Origin of the sequence: Bacillus sp. FSL L8-0654, from assembly GCF_038629965.1 — a bacterium.
Classification (GTDB): Bacteria; Bacillota; Bacilli; order Bacillales; family Bacillaceae; genus Bacillus; species Bacillus safensis.
The window spans coordinates 2,186,145-2,203,890 of record NZ_CP152026.1; the positions used below are offsets into that span (position 1 = coordinate 2,186,145).

At 43.0% G+C, this 17,746-nt stretch carries 23 protein-coding genes; 3 read left to right on the forward strand and 20 right to left on the reverse strand.

Features of this window, described 5'->3' with window-relative positions:
• Positions 1 to 9: 9 nt before the first annotated feature.
• The 14 genes from accB to MHH65_RS11170 all read right to left on the reverse strand — a co-directional run bounded on the left by accB (position 10) and on the right by MHH65_RS11170 (position 9,138).
• Positions 10 to 492 carry an acetyl-CoA carboxylase biotin carboxyl carrier protein gene (accB, locus tag MHH65_RS11105; protein WP_024428007.1) on the reverse strand — a complete coding sequence of 161 codons (483 nt, stop codon included), beginning with the start codon at positions 490 to 492 and terminating at the stop codon, positions 10 to 12.
• Positions 493 to 686: 194 nt separating this feature from the next.
• The gene (locus MHH65_RS11110) at positions 687 to 1,307 is read right to left on the reverse strand and encodes a SpoIIIAH-like family protein (protein ID WP_268414028.1); all 621 of its coding nucleotides are present in this window, start codon (positions 1,305 to 1,307) and stop codon (positions 687 to 689) included.
• Entirely contained in the window at positions 1,307 to 1,978 is a 672-nt protein-coding gene (gene spoIIIAG, locus MHH65_RS11115) for a stage III sporulation protein AG (protein ID WP_024428005.1), read from the reverse strand. The genes MHH65_RS11110 and spoIIIAG overlap by 1 nt, the downstream gene beginning before the upstream one ends.
• The gene (gene spoIIIAF, locus MHH65_RS11120; RefSeq protein ID WP_024422949.1) at positions 1,971 to 2,603 is read right to left on the reverse strand and encodes a stage III sporulation protein AF; all 633 of its coding nucleotides are present in this window, start codon (positions 2,601 to 2,603) and stop codon (positions 1,971 to 1,973) included. The genes spoIIIAG and spoIIIAF overlap by 8 nt, the downstream gene beginning before the upstream one ends.
• Before the next feature lie 14 nt (positions 2,604 to 2,617).
• Positions 2,618 to 3,811 (reverse strand): stage III sporulation protein AE, encoded by a 1,194-nt coding sequence (gene spoIIIAE, locus MHH65_RS11125; RefSeq protein WP_268413901.1) that lies wholly within the window; start codon positions 3,809 to 3,811, stop codon positions 2,618 to 2,620.
• A 19-nt stretch (positions 3,812 to 3,830) separates the two neighbouring features.
• The gene (gene spoIIIAD / locus MHH65_RS11130; protein WP_087978339.1) at positions 3,831 to 4,244 is read right to left on the reverse strand and encodes a stage III sporulation protein AD; all 414 of its coding nucleotides are present in this window, start codon (positions 4,242 to 4,244) and stop codon (positions 3,831 to 3,833) included.
• Entirely contained in the window at positions 4,241 to 4,447 is a 207-nt protein-coding gene (spoIIIAC, locus tag MHH65_RS11135) for a stage III sporulation protein AC (protein WP_003153142.1), read from the reverse strand. Before spoIIIAC ends, spoIIIAD begins: the two co-directional genes overlap by 4 nt.
• A 19-nt stretch (positions 4,448 to 4,466) precedes the next feature.
• Positions 4,467 to 4,982: a stage III sporulation protein SpoIIIAB gene (gene spoIIIAB / locus MHH65_RS11140; RefSeq protein WP_024428003.1), complete on the reverse strand. Its 516-nt coding sequence runs from the start codon at positions 4,980 to 4,982 to the stop codon at positions 4,467 to 4,469.
• Positions 4,976 to 5,899, reverse strand: coding sequence for a stage III sporulation protein AA (gene spoIIIAA, locus MHH65_RS11145; protein ID WP_268413897.1), 924 nt, complete (start codon positions 5,897 to 5,899; stop codon positions 4,976 to 4,978). Before spoIIIAA ends, spoIIIAB begins: the two co-directional genes overlap by 7 nt.
• 66 nt (positions 5,900 to 5,965) lie before the next feature.
• On the reverse strand, positions 5,966 to 6,247 hold the full coding sequence (locus tag MHH65_RS11150; protein ID WP_024422953.1) for a YqhV family protein: 282 nt from the start codon (positions 6,245 to 6,247) through the stop codon (positions 5,966 to 5,968).
• 170 nt (positions 6,248 to 6,417) lie between these two features.
• A complete protein-coding gene (efp, locus tag MHH65_RS11155) occupies positions 6,418 to 6,975 on the reverse strand; it encodes an elongation factor P (protein WP_007501192.1) in 558 nt (185 codons plus the stop codon).
• A gap of 25 nt (positions 6,976 to 7,000) precedes the next feature.
• Complete coding sequence (locus MHH65_RS11160; RefSeq protein ID WP_024428001.1) at positions 7,001 to 8,062, reverse strand: Xaa-Pro peptidase family protein; 1,062 nt, start codon at positions 8,060 to 8,062, stop codon at positions 7,001 to 7,003.
• Positions 8,059 to 8,502: a type II 3-dehydroquinate dehydratase gene (gene aroQ / locus MHH65_RS11165; protein ID WP_034621618.1), complete on the reverse strand. Its 444-nt coding sequence runs from the start codon at positions 8,500 to 8,502 to the stop codon at positions 8,059 to 8,061. Before aroQ ends, MHH65_RS11160 begins: the two co-directional genes overlap by 4 nt.
• A 108-nt stretch (positions 8,503 to 8,610) precedes the next feature.
• Positions 8,611 to 9,138, reverse strand: a complete 528-nt coding sequence (locus MHH65_RS11170; RefSeq protein WP_268413892.1) for a YqhR family membrane protein — start codon at positions 9,136 to 9,138, stop codon at positions 8,611 to 8,613.
• A 224-nt stretch (positions 9,139 to 9,362) separates the two neighbouring features.
• Between MHH65_RS11170 and MHH65_RS11175 the strand changes: the two genes are divergently transcribed.
• Together MHH65_RS11175 and MHH65_RS11180 are read left to right on the forward strand one after the other, a co-directional pair.
• Positions 9,363 to 10,319 carry a DUF1385 domain-containing protein gene (locus tag MHH65_RS11175; RefSeq protein WP_335350901.1) on the forward strand — a complete coding sequence of 319 codons (957 nt, stop codon included), beginning with the start codon at positions 9,363 to 9,365 and terminating at the stop codon, positions 10,317 to 10,319.
• Between the two features lie 38 nt (positions 10,320 to 10,357).
• Positions 10,358 to 10,753, forward strand: coding sequence for an SA1362 family protein (locus tag MHH65_RS11180; RefSeq protein ID WP_034280242.1), 396 nt, complete (start codon positions 10,358 to 10,360; stop codon positions 10,751 to 10,753).
• Here the strand turns inward: MHH65_RS11180 and MHH65_RS11185 are convergent.
• The 3 genes from MHH65_RS11185 to MHH65_RS11195 all read right to left on the reverse strand — a co-directional run bounded on the left by MHH65_RS11185 (position 10,750) and on the right by MHH65_RS11195 (position 13,086).
• The gene (locus tag MHH65_RS11185; RefSeq protein ID WP_024422960.1) at positions 10,750 to 11,625 is read right to left on the reverse strand and encodes a patatin-like phospholipase family protein; all 876 of its coding nucleotides are present in this window, start codon (positions 11,623 to 11,625) and stop codon (positions 10,750 to 10,752) included. The two genes, MHH65_RS11180 and MHH65_RS11185, sit on opposite strands and share 4 nt — an antisense overlap.
• 104 nt (positions 11,626 to 11,729) lie before the next feature.
• Entirely contained in the window at positions 11,730 to 12,164 is a 435-nt protein-coding gene (gene mntR / locus MHH65_RS11190; RefSeq protein WP_024422961.1) for a transcriptional regulator MntR, read from the reverse strand.
• An 85-nt stretch (positions 12,165 to 12,249) separates the two neighbouring features.
• Complete coding sequence (locus MHH65_RS11195) at positions 12,250 to 13,086, reverse strand: biotin/lipoate A/B protein ligase family protein (protein WP_024422962.1); 837 nt, start codon at positions 13,084 to 13,086, stop codon at positions 12,250 to 12,252.
• Between the two features lie 219 nt (positions 13,087 to 13,305).
• Here MHH65_RS11195 and MHH65_RS11200 point away from each other — a divergent pair, with 219 nt between their 5' ends.
• Entirely contained in the window at positions 13,306 to 13,686 is a 381-nt protein-coding gene (locus MHH65_RS11200) for a rhodanese-like domain-containing protein (protein ID WP_087978357.1), read from the forward strand.
• 44 nt (positions 13,687 to 13,730) lie between these two features.
• On the opposite strand, the gene gcvPB is transcribed toward MHH65_RS11200, so the two are convergent.
• The 3 genes from gcvPB to gcvT are packed head-to-tail and all read right to left on the reverse strand — an operon-like array spanning position 13,731 to position 17,644.
• Positions 13,731 to 15,191, reverse strand: coding sequence for an aminomethyl-transferring glycine dehydrogenase subunit GcvPB (gene gcvPB, locus MHH65_RS11205; protein ID WP_335350900.1), 1,461 nt, complete (start codon positions 15,189 to 15,191; stop codon positions 13,731 to 13,733).
• Positions 15,184 to 16,530 (reverse strand): aminomethyl-transferring glycine dehydrogenase subunit GcvPA, encoded by a 1,347-nt coding sequence (gene gcvPA / locus MHH65_RS11210; RefSeq protein ID WP_268413886.1) that lies wholly within the window; start codon positions 16,528 to 16,530, stop codon positions 15,184 to 15,186. Before gcvPA ends, gcvPB begins: the two co-directional genes overlap by 8 nt.
• Positions 16,531 to 16,546: 16 nt before the next feature.
• On the reverse strand, positions 16,547 to 17,644 hold the full coding sequence (gcvT, locus tag MHH65_RS11215; RefSeq protein WP_024427995.1) for a glycine cleavage system aminomethyltransferase GcvT: 1,098 nt from the start codon (positions 17,642 to 17,644) through the stop codon (positions 16,547 to 16,549).
• Between the last annotated feature and the right edge of the window lie 102 nt (positions 17,645 to 17,746).

Here is a 17,746-nt window from a genome sequence, read left to right on the forward strand (position 1 = left end):
TCGTACTCCTTACTCTGCTTTCACTAGAAAGAGGGGTTGTCCGAATTCTACAAGCTGACCGTTTTCAGCTAATACTTCGACGATTTCACCTTTTACTTCTGCTTCGATTTCATTAAACAGTTTCATCGCTTCCACGATACATACAACAGTGTTTTCCTTCACCTTGGAACCTGTTGTCACGTATGGATCTGCTTCTGGTGAAGAGGAAGCATAAAATGTGCCAACCATTGGGGATGTGATTTTATGCAGATTTTCAGACGCAGCTGCCTCTTGTGCAGGGGCTTCGGTCTGAGCTGGAGCTTGTGCTTTAGGAGCTTGTTGAGCTGGAGCTGCTTGGACAGGAGCCACTGGTGCTTGTGCCGCAACTTGCTGAACGACTTCTTTATTTTTCTTCAGTTTGATTTTTGCACCTTCGTTTTCGTACGTAAACTCATCGATAGTAGAGTCGTCAATTAATTTAATCAGTTCATGAATTTCTTCGATTTTTAACATGGATTTGCACCCCTATGTATGGATTTATCTTTTTATTATAGGCTAGTACTAAAAGTACATACTATAACCATCTTACAGGAGGATTTCGATGAATTCAACTACTATTGTGGTGAAGCGCCTCGCGTAAGCACCTTGGAGAGGGCGTCAAGCCGCATCAAAAAACGCCCTTTTCCGCAAAGGGCGCCAGTTCATTTTTATTGATTAGTGGGCTCAAAAGTGACAGCTACGTTATCAAGACCTCTCATTTCTTTTGTGACCATATCAATAATATCGGCCGCTTGAGATTTTGATTTTTTATCAGAACGAACCGTGATGCTCACTTTATCCCCTTCAGCACTTACGAGCGCATCTTTATAGCCTTTTGTTTTGATCAATGTCTCAAGCTGACGCTCAGTTCCTTCTGCTTCACTGAGCGCTGTCATTTGATCGTATGCTTCACTTTTTTCTTGTGCTGTTGCATCGTCACTGGAGACAATTTCGTTGTATTCTTCGCGCTGCTTGCTTCGTTTATCTTCAAGCTCTAGTCTGTATGTTGTAAAAAGCTCATCGTCTGTTTGCTCTGACACAGCCTTTCCTTCTTCACCGCTTGTTTCGATATCCTCTTGTTTGCCGTTTGTTTCTTTGTCAGTGGATTTCTTATCAGCGCCTTTGTCCGTCCCTTTTTCTGTTTCAACTTTTTTCTCTTCAGTGCCTTTTGATTTCGTATCTTCTACTGTCACTGCATTTTCACCCTGTGGAGACATGATATAGTACACACTTAAGACGACAACTAAACTTAGCATCGTTAATAGCCAAACCGTTTGTTTTTTTAACATCATTCCGAATCCTCCTTGATTTTTTTAGGGGCAACAGCCACTCTATGGCTCGGTACATCAAGCACTCGTGTAACCGCTTCAATGATGGTTTTCTTTATTTGAACGTTGTCTACTCCTTGAGCAACAACGAGGACACCTCGGATTTCTGGTTTTTTCGTTTGAACAACGACTGGTGTTTCTTCATTGCCATTTTTGATGATGACGACTTCTTCTTCTTTTGTTTGATCGGTGACACTTCGCACGCCGCCTTCTTTATCTGTTTCCTCGGTCGTTGTACTTTTATTGGATTTGTTTTTTTCAAACACTTTTAAAGACGTTGCATCTACATTGACCACAATGGATACATCCTCAACGCCGATGATGGTCTCTAAAATTTCTTTCAGCTGATTTTCGTATTCTTGCTCCACGTCCTCAATTGAATTTTTTGGTTTACCTGAGGATGCCGGTTTGAATACCTCCTGCTCTTCTGAGGATGTTTTTTTAGATGCAGGAACAGCAGCTTGTTGTTTGCTTGAAGGCGGTGACAAGATCTGACTGACTAACATGAAAGATACGCCGATAATGAATACAAGCAGCAAGTAATGGTGCTTCGTTAATTTGGGTTTCCCTTCACCTTTTTCAGGCGGCTGGAAGAATGATTTCAGCTTTTGTTTCCAGTCCTTGTTATTCATGATCTGCTGCGTCACCTCCCTCAATGTTCAGCGCGATGTGCTCAGGACTCGTATTCCAAACATCAGCAAGTGTCTCTTTCACCCTCGTGATCTCTTTGCTAGAAGATCCAGCGCTTTCCTCCTTTTGCTTGGAGAGATCAATGTCCACCTTTGCCACCGTTTCTACAGCATCACCTGTGAGCGGGGAAAGAACTGCTTTAATGCGAAATTGATCCGCCTCCATATTCTGATCCAGATGCTCCTCATCAGCCAGCACTTCTACGTGTTTCATTACATAGCTCTCCTTCTCCAGTGGCTCCTTTGCGCTTTTTTCTAGTTGGACAGCCATTTGCTTTAAAATATATGCACGCTGAGAGGCTTGTATTTCTTTTTTTTCTAAATTCATCTGATTTTTTATTTCTTCTGACTGCGCTTCTTCCTTCCCTTTCATCAATTCTGAAAAAATTTGATCAGGATCTGCTCGAAATAAAGCAAAAATCGGATTGAGCATCACCACGATGAGCAGCAGGCTGACGACCATTTTTGCATACTTTTGCATGCTCGAATTGGGAAGCAGAAGATCAATAACAATCGCAAATAAGATAAAAAGAATAATACTTGTGATCCATTCCGTGAGAAAACTCAAAAGGTGTCCCCTCCTTACTTCATCATCATGGTCAGGTTACCCGCAGTGATGATGACGGTAATGCTTAAAAAGAACATGAGCGACACTACAGCAAGTGCGGCAAATATATACAGCACACTTTTTGAAATGACATCAAGACAGCTGATGATGGGTCCGCCCCCTAACGGCTGAAGGATGGCAGCAGCAAGCTTATAGATAAGGGCTAACGAAAGCACTTTAATCGCCGGGAAAGCGGCAATTGAAATCAAAATGGCGACCCCAACTAGTCCGACTGTATTTTTGAGTAAAACAGAGGCGCTGATCACGGTATCGGTCGCATCTGTAAACATTCTGCCTAGGACAGGGATGAAGTTTCCGGTAATGAATTTGGCTGTACGAAGAGCGATTCCATCCGTAACGGCCGCAGATGCACCCTGAACGGAAATGACACCGAGAAAAACGGTTAAAAAAACGGCAAGCCCGCCAATTGCCACATTTCTTAACAGCTGGGCAAGCTGGGTGACCTTGTATTGTTCGGTCAGCGTACTGATAATGCTCAATATTGCAGATAAAAAGATGAGCGGGAGAACGACATACTGAATGAAAACACCGCTCGTGTTCATTAAAAATATAATAACGGGATGAAAGAATCCGGCTGAGACAAGCCCGCCTGATGAAGCAATAAGCGCTAGTAAAAGAGGAATAAGAGCAAGAATAAAACTGGTCATCGTTTGAATGGCTTCTGTAGCATAGGAAATCGCCACATGAAAGCTGTTAAGTGCAATAATAATCAGCACCATATAAACAAGAGCATATGCGACTTTGCTGACGGTGCTTTGTTCAAAGGCATTTTGTAAAAGCTGCAAAAGCGAACAAAAGATGGTGAGTAAAATCAGAGTACCTAGAAGCTTTCCGTTTGCAATGACCTCGTGAAACAGATAATGTACAAAGGCTTTCAGCCATGTTTGGGGAGACAGCTCTTTATCGCCGTCAATCATTTCCTTCACTGTGCCCTTTTGGCTTTCTGGCAAAAAGCCGCCATACTCGTCCAAAATGGTTTCCCAAAAGTCACTGATGGAATGAAGCTCAAGTGCATCAGCCTGTCCATTCGCCACTTCCTGTGCTGCTGGCTGTTTATTAGATAAAGGTTCTTTTTCTTCTGCCCCTGCATGCGGAGCAATCACCCAAAAGAAAAGCATCAATCCCATTACAGCGGTCACCCGTTTCATTATCATCACCTCTTTTCATTTACGTCATGGACGGGATCATTCCTAAGATCGTCTCAATGATGACTGTTAAAATCGGGACTGCCATCACCAAGATGAGAATCTTGCCGCCTAGCTCTATTTTGGATGCAATGGCGCCTTGTCCAGCATCCTTCGTCAGCTGAGCGCCAAATTCCGCAATATAGGCAATGCCAATGATCTTCAATATGGTTTCAACATACTTCATATTGACGCCGGCACTTGCTGCAATTTTTTCAATCATCGAGATAATGGCATAGATTTGATCAATTAAATAAAGAAAAATGACACATCCGGTAAAAACAACAAGCATAAAGGCGAAGGTTGGCTTTTGTTCTTTGACGATTAATGCTAAAAAAGTAGCGATTAAACCAAGTCCAACAATTTGTATGATTTCGATTTGTAAGCCCTCCCCTATCCTTGAAATAGAAATACGGCTTTAATCTTTTTAAACAAATCGTCTACAATGGTTGCCACCATAAACAAAATGTAGATAAACCCAAGCAGCGTCACCCACTGAGCGTACTCTTTCTTCCCCATTTGGTCTAAAATCGTATGGAGAAAGGCCACGACGATGCCTACTCCGGCAATTTGAAAAATGACGTTTACATCAACGCCCATGCTCTCGACTCCCTTCCTCTCACATCAATAAAAGAATCAGTAGTAATCCGCTTAAAAATCCGAGGCTTCTGACCATTTTTTCATTTTTCGCTTGGGCGATTTCAGCTTCTTTCTCCTCTGATTCCAAATGGCCTAAAGCAAGCTTGATATACTTTTGCTGAGAAGTGACATCATGCTGGCCAAGTGTTTCTCCAAAGTGTTTCAACGCCTCATATTCGCCTTTTTTCAATACGGTTTTTTTCCAAACATCTTCAAGACTTTCGTTCCATGCATGGCGTGCAGAAAAGGTCCCCACTTTCAGCTTTTCTGCAAATTGTTCAAACAGCTGATTCACAGGTGGACCTACCTGCGCTGCAATTTGCTCTGCCGCCCGTGCTAAAGGGGTTTGACCATACATAATTTCAGCTTCAAGAGACTGGAGAGCAAACCGCAGCTGCCGAATTTGTTTAGGTCTGTCGCTATATCGTTTGGCAAACTCGAAGCCTCCCCAAGTCGTGGCCGCGACAATGAAAATAGCGCCAATGAGCTTTAACATACGTCCACTCCCCGCCCCCATTTCATCTCTTGGCCGTCCCCGCCGTACATTCGCCCGATCGTGCCAGGCCCATTGTTTCGATTTAATTCAACATATCGTTCAAACACACGAAGCTCCCATAACGGTTTAAAAGAAGGCCGTTTATATACATCTTCAAGTGAATATCCATGAGCTGAGACGATGATGTTGACTCCGGCATGAATCGCTTCTAAAAGTGCCTCTACATCCTCACTTTTTCCGATTTCATCGACAATCATGACCTCTGGGCTCATAGACCGAATCATCATCATCAATCCTTCAGCCTTTGGACACGCATCGAGTACATCAATCCGGTGGCCAAAATGGTGCTGCGGCACTCCTCTAATACATCCGGCGATTTCAGAACGCTCATCAATAATGCCTGTTTTTCTAGGAGGAATGGTTTTTGTGCCTGTACTAGCAAGACGTGCTATATCCCGGAGCAATGTGGTTTTCCCCGTTTGCGGGGGGCCGATGATGAGTGTATTGTGCCAGTGCTCTTCATATAAATAAGGAAGAAAAGGAAGCGCAATCCCGATTTTTTCTTTGGCAATGCGGATATTAAATGAAGAGATATCTCTTAACCCTTTGACAAATCCGTTTTCAACGATCACCTTTCCAGCAAGTCCTACCCGGTGTCCGCCAGATATCGTGATATAGCCCTGTTTTAGCTCTTCCTCAAGTGTGTACATGCTGTAATTGCTCAGCCTGCCTAATAGCTGAGACGCATCTTCCCAGGTGGTGTGATAAGAAAGGAAACGTGGTTTTCCTCCCTGCATTAATTCAATAGGACGATCCGTGCGAATGCGGATTTCTTCTATTTGCGCCCATTCTGCCTCTTTCAGCAGCCTGAGTTCTTGTCCAATCGAGTGCGGGAGAATATCCAACAAACTCCGCAACGAATTCCCCTCCTTTTTTTCTTCTCTAAAATGTATGATGTGAGCCGTTAATTATGCCAAGCCGTTTCACTTATAGATCCCAACAAGAATAAACACGACACCAATGAAAATGAACACGAGCTTTGCATAGGATAGCTGCCCGGCAATTTGATAGATTCCAATCGTCATCGTGATAATAAAAATGAGCGGCCCGATGATTGCCAATATACTATTGATGACTACCGCTTTCCGTACATCATTGGTGATTAAAATAAGGATGGCTGCCGTCAGTTCAATGGCGGCGGATAAGAATCTCATGCCTGCCATTGCAGCGACTGACGGGTGTAGACCTGGGAGAAATTGTTTCATATAGAACCTCCAGCTTTTTTTACACTATATGCTTGACCAGCTGGAAGTAGTCTTGTTTTTCAGGAAGGAAGAGAGATGAATGAGAGAATTGAGAGAAGGCCTGCCTTGAGGAATCATTTTTCCAATAAAAAAAGACTGTAAACACGAGGTTTACAGTCTTTTTTCGTTCATTACGCTCTTGAAACGTATGAGCCGTCAGATGTATTAATCACTAGTTTATCTCCTTGGTTCACAAAGAAAGGAACGTTGACGATTAAACCAGTTTCAGTTTTTGCAGGTTTTGAGCCGCCTGATGTTGTGTCACCTTTAATACCAGGCTCTGTTTCTACTACTTCTAGTTCTACTGTGTTTGGAAGTTCTACTCCAAGTGTTTCATCACCGTACATCACGATTTGAACAGACATATTTTCAAGCAAATATTTCAGCTCATCTTTAATTTGTGCTTCACTTAGTTCAAGCTGCTCATAAGAACTTGTATCCATGAAAACATGCTGATCGCCATTTGCATACAAGTATTGCATTGTTTTTGTTTCGATTTGTGCTTTCGCTACTTTTTCGCCTGCGCGGAATGTTTTTTCTTGAATGGCACCAGTACGCAGGTTACGCAGTTTCGAACGAACAAACGCTGCGCCTTTCCCTGGTTTTACGTGCTGAAAATCCACTACTCGCCAAATACCGCCGTCCACTTCAATTGTCAGGCCAGTACGAAAATCGTTTACTGAAATCATTTTGTCATCCTCCTACATTTCACCATCATAATATGATAAGTTCTTTCGGTGAGTGGGTCAATCGTTTATTGCCGTCAGCTGTCAGGACAATATCATCCTCAATTCTCACGCCGCCGACATCTGGCAAGTAAATCCCCGGCTCAACTGTGACGACCATTCCCTCTTCTAAGACGACCTCTGATCGTGAGGAAAGGCCTGGCGCTTCATGTACTTCCATACCTAGCCCGTGCCCGGTTGAATGCCCGAAGTATTGACCATAGCCATACTTTTCAATGATGTCTCGTGTGATGCGATCAGCTTCTTTTCCTGTTAAGCCTGGCTTGATTCTATCCACACCAGCGTTTTCTGCTTCTAATACGATATGATAAATTTCCTTTAGCTTGTCGCTTGGTGTTCCGACAGCAATCGTTCTTGTCATATCAGAACAATAGCCTTTATAGTAAGCACCAAAATCGAGTGTCACTAAATCACCAGATTCAATCACCTTTTCACTCGCTCTTCCGTGAGGCAGGCTTGAACGAACACCTGAGGCAACTATCATATCGAATGAAGATCCTTCAGCACCTTCTTTTCTCATGAAAAATTCAAGCTCGTTCATGACAGCAATTTCCGTCAGGCCCGGCTTGATGTAAGTGAGAATATGATCAAAGGCGTGATCTGCAATCTTCGCAGCTTCCTCTAATATCTTAATCTCTTCACTAGACTTAATCAAGCGCAACTTTTCAACTGATTCAGAGACTGGAACAAGCTCTATACCGCCTGCTTTGGCTGCGTACTGCTGATACGTGGCAAATGTCATATGGTTTTGTTCGAACCCAAGGCGTTTCACTCCAAATTCCTTTGCCGTTTGAGCAGCCGTTTCCACAATGTTTCCTTTATGTTCAATGATGTCATAGCCTTTGACTTGATCCTTCGCTTGCTCTGTATAGCGGAAGTCCGTGATAAAAGCTGCTCGGTCCTTTGATACGACAGCAAGACCGGCTGATCCGGTAAAGCTGGTCATATACTGTAAATTAAAACTGCTCGTAATGACAAGGCCATCGATCTCTAATTCACTTAAAAGTGCTCTTAGTTTTTCAAGTTTCATGATACTGATCCCCCTTCACTGACTAAATAACGAATCGCCAATTTATACCCTTCTAAGCCAAGCCCAACGATTTGTCCTTGGCATACTGGAGCAAGTACAGAATGATGGCGGAATTCCTCTCTCTTATGAACATTTGTGATATGTACTTCAATGACTGATAAAGAAATACTTGCAATGGCATCTCTCAGCGCATAGCTGTAGTGGGTAAATGCACCCGGGTTAAACACGACACCATCGTATTGATCTTCTGCTTCATGGAGCGCATCAATCAAATCCCCTTCGTGATTTGATTGAAAGAACGTTAATTGGATGTTTGCTCGTTCTGCGAACTGGAACAAATCCGTCTCTAAATCTGTCAGCGTCTTACTTCCATAAACAGCAGGCTCTCTTTTGCCAAGCCTATTTAAATTGGGTCCATTCAGTACAAGAAAATGAGGCATATGACCACTCCTTCACCCTAATTCAATCTATATCGAGATCTGTTTCTTTTTCCTTAGAAACCTTTCGTTTCCAAAAATATTTTATCATATGAATAGGTGATTTACACTTTATTCTGTCTTTTTCCCGAGTGCCCTCGCAAGCTTTTGACTCGTCAATTCATTATATTCAAACGAAATGCTGTACCCGACAAACATGCCATATAAAATATATAGGCAAAATGTCGTGACAATGGTGCTTTGCTGCAACTCTTGTACTTGCTTTACATCTGGGAAAATGGGATTAAATACATAAAAAACGAGCAGCCATAAAAGCCCGCCATATACTAAACCCACCCAAAAGCCTTTGATCCTTTTTAAAAGCCCATAATAAATAAAGGCGGCTCCAATCGATAAAATTCCTAACAGCACAATACTGATAAAAGTACCAAGTCCTCCCTTTTTCCATTCTCCAAGTACAAATGGCTGAAGCAGCATATTGGGACTCACCTCTGAAAAATGAAACACATGGGTCAGAAACCCGATAAAGCCCCAAAAAACACCGCCGACGAAGCCTGTAGCAGCCGCTCTTGCCACAAGTGATGTCGTTTGCACGGACTGATTTTTTTCTTCTTGGTTTTTCTTTTCATCACGTTTCATTTGTGAACACCTCCAGCAAGTAGTATGTCCAAAATGTCATGAAAAAAAAAGGATTTCCATGCGTGAGTGTAAAATTTTTAAAACAGGGTATACTGGCTAAAAAGAGGTAGATAGAATTCTAGTAGATAATCGACCTGTGAGCTAGTGATTTCCCCTCATTTCCTGTACAATAAAGGTATAAGGAAATGCATGTAAATTACAGGAAACAGGCAGGTTGATGAAATATGTCCAATCAAACAAAACCTCCAGCTTATGGAGGGCAGGCAGTTGTCGAAGGTGTCATGTTCGGTGGTAAGAAGAACTATGTGACAGCGATTCGGCGAAAGGACCAGTCCATTGAGTTTTTGAAGCTTCCCCGGACCTCCAATAAACGAACCGCCTTTCTCAAGAAAATCCCCTTTGTCAGGGGTGTTGCTGCACTTGTTGAAGCAAGCGCAAACGGCAGTAAGCACTTAAACTTCTCCAGTGAGCGATATGACTTAGATCCTTCTGAAGATCATACTCTTGAAAAAGAACAAAAAGGCTCGAAATTATCCATGATCTTCGGCATTGCTGTGATCGGAGTTCTCTCTCTACTCTTTAGTAAATTTGTCTTTACCCTGGTACCTGTCTTTTTAGCAGAGCTTGTGCGCCCCATCTTTTCAGGGAATTTCGCACAAATCGCAGTGGAAACATTCTTCAAATTGGTCCTTTTATTAGGCTATATTTACTTTATTTCCATGACCCCTTTAATTAAAAGAGTATTTCAATATCATGGGGCAGAACATAAAGTCATAAACTGCTATGAACAGAACCTTGACATCACAGTGGAAAATGTCCAAAAGCAGTCCCGCCTGCATTATCGATGCGGCAGCAGCTTTATTTTATTCACTGTCATTGTCGGGATGTTCGTCTATTTACTCGTACCGACAGATCCTTTATGGGTGAGAGTTCTGAACCGCTTGGCACTTATTCCGGTTGTTCTCGGCATTTCATTTGAAGTGCTTCAGCTCACGAACAAACTCCGAGAAGTGCCTGTGCTTAAAGCGCTTGGCTATCCTGGCCTTTGGCTGCAATTGCTCACAACAAAAGAACCTTCTGACGATCAAGTCGAGGTAGCCATTGCAAGTTTTAATGAACTTCTTCGTTTAGAGGAAGCGTCACTGAAACAAGCGTCAGATTCTGCTCATCAAGTGATCTAACTTATAAATCCGGTAAATTCCTTCGGAGGTGGACAGTTATGAATCGCCGAGTACATCCTGCTTTTACCATTATTTTCGCTTTAGGTGTTTTGGGGTTTGTGTACTTACTCACAACGAACCCAGGCAGACTTTTTACCATGCTGCTGTCTGTTGTGATCGTTGGAGCGGCTCTATTTTTCCTATTTAGATGGCTGATGAATCGAAGAACTGGAACAGAGGGAAATCTTTATCGTAAAGCAGTCAAACAATCAAAACGTCGCTACCAGCAGCCTAAACCAAAAACGAAAAGCCAGATGAAAAATCGGGTCACTCATCTGCGAAGCGTGCCGACTGACCACAAGTCTAAGCCCGTCCTTCTCAAAAAGAAAAGCCAAACACATTTGACTGTGATTGAAGGCAAGAAAAACAAAAAGAAGAATCGCGCCTTATTTTAAAATGTCCAGCTTTTTAAAAATTGCTCGGCCTTCTGTCTGCCTAGATCGACGAGCGCCTTTTTCTTTTCTGTCATGAGTTGAAAATCAGTGGCAATGACGTGTTCTACAGGAATAAAAATAATATGACGTTCGTGTTTTGTGGCGATATGTCTTTCGTCATGAGCACCACGCATCGTTTCAAAAAGAGCGCCAAACAGTTCAAACGCATTGCGGATGGAGTGTTGAGGGCGTTCTTTTTCGTTTGGCGTTAATGTAACACCGACGAACGGTCTTTTTTTCTCTTCAGCAAACAGCCAAATTGGAAAATTGCTCAGCACTCCTCCATCTACAATGGTACAAATGCCTTTTGATGACTTCAGTTTGACAGGTTCGAAAAAATACGGCAGGCTGCAGCTCATTCGAATGGCCCTCGCCACGGAAAACCGCTCTGGATTTAAGCCATATGAAGGAAGGTCGTCTGGCAGAACAAGGATTTTTCCATTCGTTAAATCGGACGCAACGATTTTCAGTGAATCTTTTTTGAGGTCTCCAAACACGGTGACCCCCTTTCGTTTTAGCACATCGGTCAGCCATTTTTCCAGACGGTCTCCTTTATAAAGACCGAGACGCCAGTAAATGGATACCCACCTGAGCATTTTAAACGGGATGAATTGACATCTCCTATCAAGCAATTGATGCTCATCCATTTCATCTAAAAGCGTTCGAATTTCCTGGCTTGTAAAACCTGCTGCGATGAGTGAAGCAATGATTGCTCCAGCACTTGTACCAGCAAGACGGACAAATTGAAATCCTCTCGCTTCAAGCGCTTCATAGGCACCTGCAAGCGCTGCCCCCTTAATGCCTCCACCTGAGAACACACCATCTATCTTCATCAAGGAGCCCCCTTTGATTTCACGCTAATAATAGTGTAGGGGCTTTTGCTTTCAATTAGAACTTTAATCAAAAAGGACACCCATGCTGAGGGTGTCCTTTTTGATTAAGATTCTTGATTTGTTTGTTCGTTTTTCTTTTGAATCGCTTTCAGCTGAACAGATCGCTCATCGTTTTCTTCAAAAAATTGAACGAGATCGCCGATGCGGTCAATACTGTTCCAGCTGAGATGATGTTCAATGCCTTCTACATCATCATAAATTTTCTCTTCATCTACACCAATGATTCTTAAAAATTGCTCTAGCAGTTCATGTCTGTATACGAGACGTTTTCCAATTTTTTTGCCCTTCGGGGTTAAAATTAGACCACGATACTTCTCATAAATGAGGTATTCATCTTTATCTAGCTTCTGAACCATTTTTGTTACAGAGGAGGGATGGACAGCGAGTGCTTCTGCAATATCAGAGACTCTGGCATATCCTTTATCTTCTATCAGCATATAAATTTGTTCAATGTAATCTTCCATACTAGGTGTAGTCATAAAACCCCTCCATAATGCACCTTTACTTAATAATCAACCCAATTCTACACCATCGTTCATTAAAAAACAAGGAGTGTCCTTCGGCTTAACGCTTGTAATTCCAATCATCTGAGGCATATTTCGTTTTTGCGAGATGATGGACAAACGCTAATTCTTCATCTGTCAGCTCATAAGGTTCAAGCTCAATATTTAATCCTTTTTCAAACCCTCTTTTAAACGCAGCACGCGCATCGTCTATTGTACATGTTCGGTCTGAGATTTCATTGATGGCAACCGCTTTGTTTTTAAAGCTTCGCTGCATCCGCTCTCTCACCCGGTCGTTTGGATAAAGGAACAAATCGAACAATTTGTCCTCATCAAGGTCAATTAAAATAGATCCATGCTGGAGAATGACACCTTTTTGTCTCGTCTGAGCACTGCCCGCTACCTTTCTGCCTTCTACAACAAGCTCGTACCAAGAAGGGGCATCAAAGCATACAGATGATCTTGGGTTCTTTAAGCTTTCCTTTTCTTTATCTGTACGAGGAATGGCAAAATACGCATCGAGTCCCAGCTCTTTAAAGCCCTCTAAAATGCCTTCTGAAATAACGCGGTACGCCTCTGTCACCGTCGCTGGCATTTCTGGATGTTCCTCTGACACAATCACGCTGTAGGTCAGCTCCTGGTCATGAAGTACTCCCCGTCCTCCGGTTGGTCTGCGGACAAATCCAAGACCATATCGCTTGACGGCTTCTAGGTTGATTTCTTTTTCAACGTTCTGAAAATACCCAACAGATAATGTCGCCGGATTCCATCCATAAAAGCGGATAACAGGCGGAATGAGCTTCTCGCTATGCCAATAAAGCAAGGCTTCGTCCATTGCCATGTTAAAGGCAGGGTCTTGGTTTCCTGAATCAATGAAACACCATTTCTCTTTTTGCATATAAAATCCCTTCTCTTTTACGTAGTCAATGTTAGATGATGGTGGTGACCACCGGTTTTCTCTCTTCATCAGTCTATCAAATAGGGACGGAATTGAAAATAATTCTTACCATTTATGATGACAAGTTTCTTATGCTTTACTATAATAGTATTTGTCTAAAACGTACCATCAGACAGGCTACTGTGCTGATGCTCAAGAAGGAGTCGAGTTGTATTGTCAATATTCAACTATATCGTCCTCGCACTTTGTGGACTTTTCGTTCTTTATTCCATCGGCAGCTACATTTATCAGCAGCGCATTATGAAAACGCTGACGGAAGAAGAATTTATTAAAGGTTACCGCAAAGCCCAGCTCATTGATGTGAGAGAGCCAAATGAGTTTGAAGGCGGACATATTTTAGGGGCAAGAAATATCCCCCTTTCCCAACTAAAGCAGCGCAAAAATGAAATACGTCCTGACAAGCCTGTTTATCTCTATTGTCAAAATAATTTTAGAAGCGGAAAAGCAGCCCAAACTTTACGTAAAAACGGCTGCCGTGAGATTTATAATTTAAAAGGCGGCTTTAAAAAATGGGGCGGCCGCATTAAAACGAAGAACTAACTAAAAAGACTCTGGGAGCATGATTCCCCCTGAGTCTTTTTTCTTTATTTTCTTTCAAAAACGAGAACTGGATTCCGTGCGGCCTTTGTTTCATCCATACGTTTGACAACCGTTGTATGCGGCGCTTCCTGCACCACTTCAGGATTCTCTTCTGCTTCTTTCGCTATCTGAATCATTGCTTCGATGAATGCATCAAGTGTTTCTTTTGATTCTGTTTCAGTCGGTTCAATCATGATACATTCCTCTACATTGAGCGGGAAGTAGATCGTTGGCGGATGGTAGCCGAAATCAAGTAATCGTTTGGCAATATCCAGTGTCCGCACACCTAATTTTTTCTGACGTTTACCTGAAAGGACAAATTCATGCTTACAGTGACGATCAAACGGCAAATCATAATGAGCACTTAAGCGGCGCATCATATAGTTCGCATTTAACACGGCATTATCGGTTACAGCCTTTAAGCCGTCTGGCCCCATAGAGCGGATGTACGCATAAGCTCTGACGTTAATGCCAAAGTTGCCATAGAATGGCTTCACGCGCCCAATTGATTCTGGACGGTCATGATCAAAGTAAAAACGGCCTTCCTTCTTCACAAGCAACGGCTTTGGCAAATAAGGAATTAATTCCTTTTTAACGCCAACAGGACCTGAGCCAGGACCTCCGCCTCCGTGCGGGCCTGTAAAGGTTTTGTGAAGATTTAAGTGGACAACGTCAAATCCCATATCTCCTGGTCTTGCTCTGCTTAAAACAGCGTTCAAGTTGGCTCCGTCATAATAAAGCTTACCGCCAGCTTCATGAACGATTTCAGCCATTTCTAAAATATTTTCTTCAAAGAGGCCTAGTGTATTCGGGTTTGTAAGCATTAAAGCAGCTGTTTCTTCATTAACAACGCGGCGTAAATCTTCTAAATCAACAAGCCCGTTTTCGTCAGATGCGACGGTAATGGTTTCAAATCCAGCGACTGTCGCAGATGCCGGGTTCGTTCCATGAGCAGAATCAGGCACAATGACTTTTGTACGCTGATGATCTCCCCTTGCTTCATGATACGCACGGATCATCATGAGTCCCGTCCACTCGCCATGTGCTCCTGCCGCCGGCTGTAATGTCACAGCGTCCATTCCCGTAATTTCTTCAAGATGTTCACCTAGATCGTATAGTAATTCTAATGCACCTTGCACAGTGTCTGCCTCTTGTAGCGGATGAACCTGCGAGAACCCTGCAAGGCGTGCAACCTTTTCATTAATCTTTGGATTATATTTCATCGTGCATGAGCCAAGAGGATAAAATCCGGAATCAACCCCATGATTGCGTCTTGATAATGCTGTATAATGACGCATAATATCAAGCTCAGATACTTCAGGAAGCTCAGCATCCTCATCCCGGATGTACGTCTCATCAAATAAAGACGGGATCTCCTGTTCACGTACATCTAAATCAGGCAGGCTGTACCCTATTCTTCCTTCTTTAGATAATTCAAAAATAAGCGGCTGATCTTGTTTATTCATGGCGATCCCCCAATTCCTTGATAAACGTATCAATTTCTTCTTTTGTTCTAAGCTCTGTCACGGCTACAAGCATGTGCTGCTGAAGCTCTGGGTAGTCTAGCCCCAAGTCGTAGCCGCCGATGATTCCTTTTTCAAGCAATCGTTTATTGGCTTCTTTCACAGGCTCCTGTAACTTGATCACAAATTCATTAAAATGAGCCCCTTCTACATCCGCCTGCAGTCCATATTTTTCTGCCTGTTTTTTGGCATAGTGGGCTTTTTGCACGTTTTGATAGGCGATATCTTTTATGCCTGTTTTCCCTAGTGCCGTCATGGCAACAGAAGCAGCTAATGCATTTAATGCTTGGTTTGAGCAAATATTTGACGTCGCTTTATCTCTTCGAATGTGCTGCTCACGCGCTTGAAGGGTCAGAACAAATCCACGAACACCATTTTCATCTTCTGTCTGCCCGACTAAACGACCTGGCACTTTTCTCATCAACTTTTTCGTCACAGCAAAATATCCGCAGTGAGGTCCGCCAAATGCAGCCGGGATGCCGAACGGCTGCGCATCACCAACGACAATATCTGCCCCGAGTTTTCCAGGCGGCGTCAATAGTCCGAGTGCGAGGGGATTGCTAGAGACAATGAATAGGCTTTTTCCTTTATGTGCAATGGGTTCAATGTCTTTTAACGGCTCGACTACACCAAAAAAGTTTGGATATTGCACGAGAACTGCTGCTGTATCATCGCAGACCGCTTTTTCCAATGCAGCTAGATCTGTCTGCCCTTTTTTCGCAGGCACTTCAACAACTTCAATGTTTTGTCCTTTGGCGTATGTTTTCAGAACCGCTCTTGATTCTGGGTGAACTGTTTCAGAAACAACCACTTTTTTCTTCTTTGAGTGTCCCGCAGCGAGCATTGCCGCTTCAGCCAGTGCCGTCCCGCCATCATACATCGAGGAGTTGGCAAGATCCATACCAGTCAGCTCAGCAATCATTGTTTGAAATTCAAAGATCGCTTGCAATTCACCTTGCGAAATCTCCGGCTGATAAGGTGTATACGCTGTATAAAATTCAGAGCGTGAGATCACATGATCGACAATGACAGGCTGGTAATGATCATATACACCTGCACCAAGAAACGATGCATAGGAAACTGTATCCTTATTCTTTGCAGCTAGTCGGGATAATTCCCTGACAAGCGCTGTTTCAGATGCGGCTTCTTTGATGTTGTATGCTCCTTTGAATCTAACTTTCTCTGGGATATCTGAAAAAAGCTCATCAATCGACTGAACGCCGATGACATCCAGCATTTCTTTTTGATCTTGCTCTGTTTGCGGCAAATACCTGTGCTTCATCCTCTATTCCCCCTCGTTATTTGGCTCTTTTATAAAATGGTGTTGCGACGATTTTGGCTTTTAGACGTTTTTTGCGAACTTGTACTTCCACCTCTGATCCAAGCTCCGCCTCTGAGGTTTCGATCAAAGCAAGCCCGACATTTTTCTTTAATGTTGGGGATTGAGTGCCCGTTGTGACAATCCCAACCTGCTTTTCTCCTGAAAAGACTGGATAATCTGTACGCGGAATCCCTTTATCAATCATTTCAATGCCGACAAGCTTTCGCTTCAGTCCCTCTTCTTTTTGTTTTTTAAGTGCAGCTTTTCCGATAAAATCAGCTTCTTTATCCGTTTTGACAGCAAAACCAATGCCGCCTTCTAATGGAGAGATATCCTTTGTCAGCTCCTGGCCATAAAGCGGAAGTCTTGCTTCAAATCTCAAGGTGTCACGTGCACCGAGTCCGCATGGAATGAGTCCTTTTGGCTGCCCCGCTTCTAATAAAGCTGACCAAAGGTGAACCGCATCTTCTGACTGGCAGTAGATTTCAAAGCCATCTTCCCCTGTGTAGCCTGTTCTGGAAACGAGCACTTCTTTATTTGCGACCTCAGCTTTTGATAAAAACGTAAATGGTTTAAGCGATGTCACCTCTTCACCCGCCACCTCTTTGATGATGTCAGCTGCAAGAGGTCCTTGAAGCGCTAGCAAGGCGGTTTGATCAGACATATTTTTGATCAATACATCATCCTTCTCTTGGTGCTTCAAAAGCCAATCCACGTCTTTATCGATATTTGATGCATTGATGACAAGCAAATAGTGATTCTTTTCTTTTTGGTAGACGAGCAGGTCATCTACCGTTCCGCCATCTTCATAACACATGGCTGTATATAGTGCCTTACCGTCTGTCAGCTTAGACACATCATTGGTTAATAACCTTTGTAAAAATGGAAGGGCATCTTGACCTTTGACGTCCACCTCACCCATGTGAGACACATCAAAAAGCCCTGCTTTTGTTCGAACAGCTTCATGTTCTTCTTTAATGGAAGAAAATTGGACAGGTAATTCCCAGCCCCCGAAGTCAATGGTTTTTGCGCCAAACGTTTCATACGCATGAAAAAGCGGTGTTCGTTTCAACATCAATTGTTTCCCCCTTTTTTCTTACAGTGCAAATGCAAGCTGAATTTTCAGAAAAAAATCACAGCAAAAAAGGACAGAGCGCTCCCTTTTATCAAAAAGAAG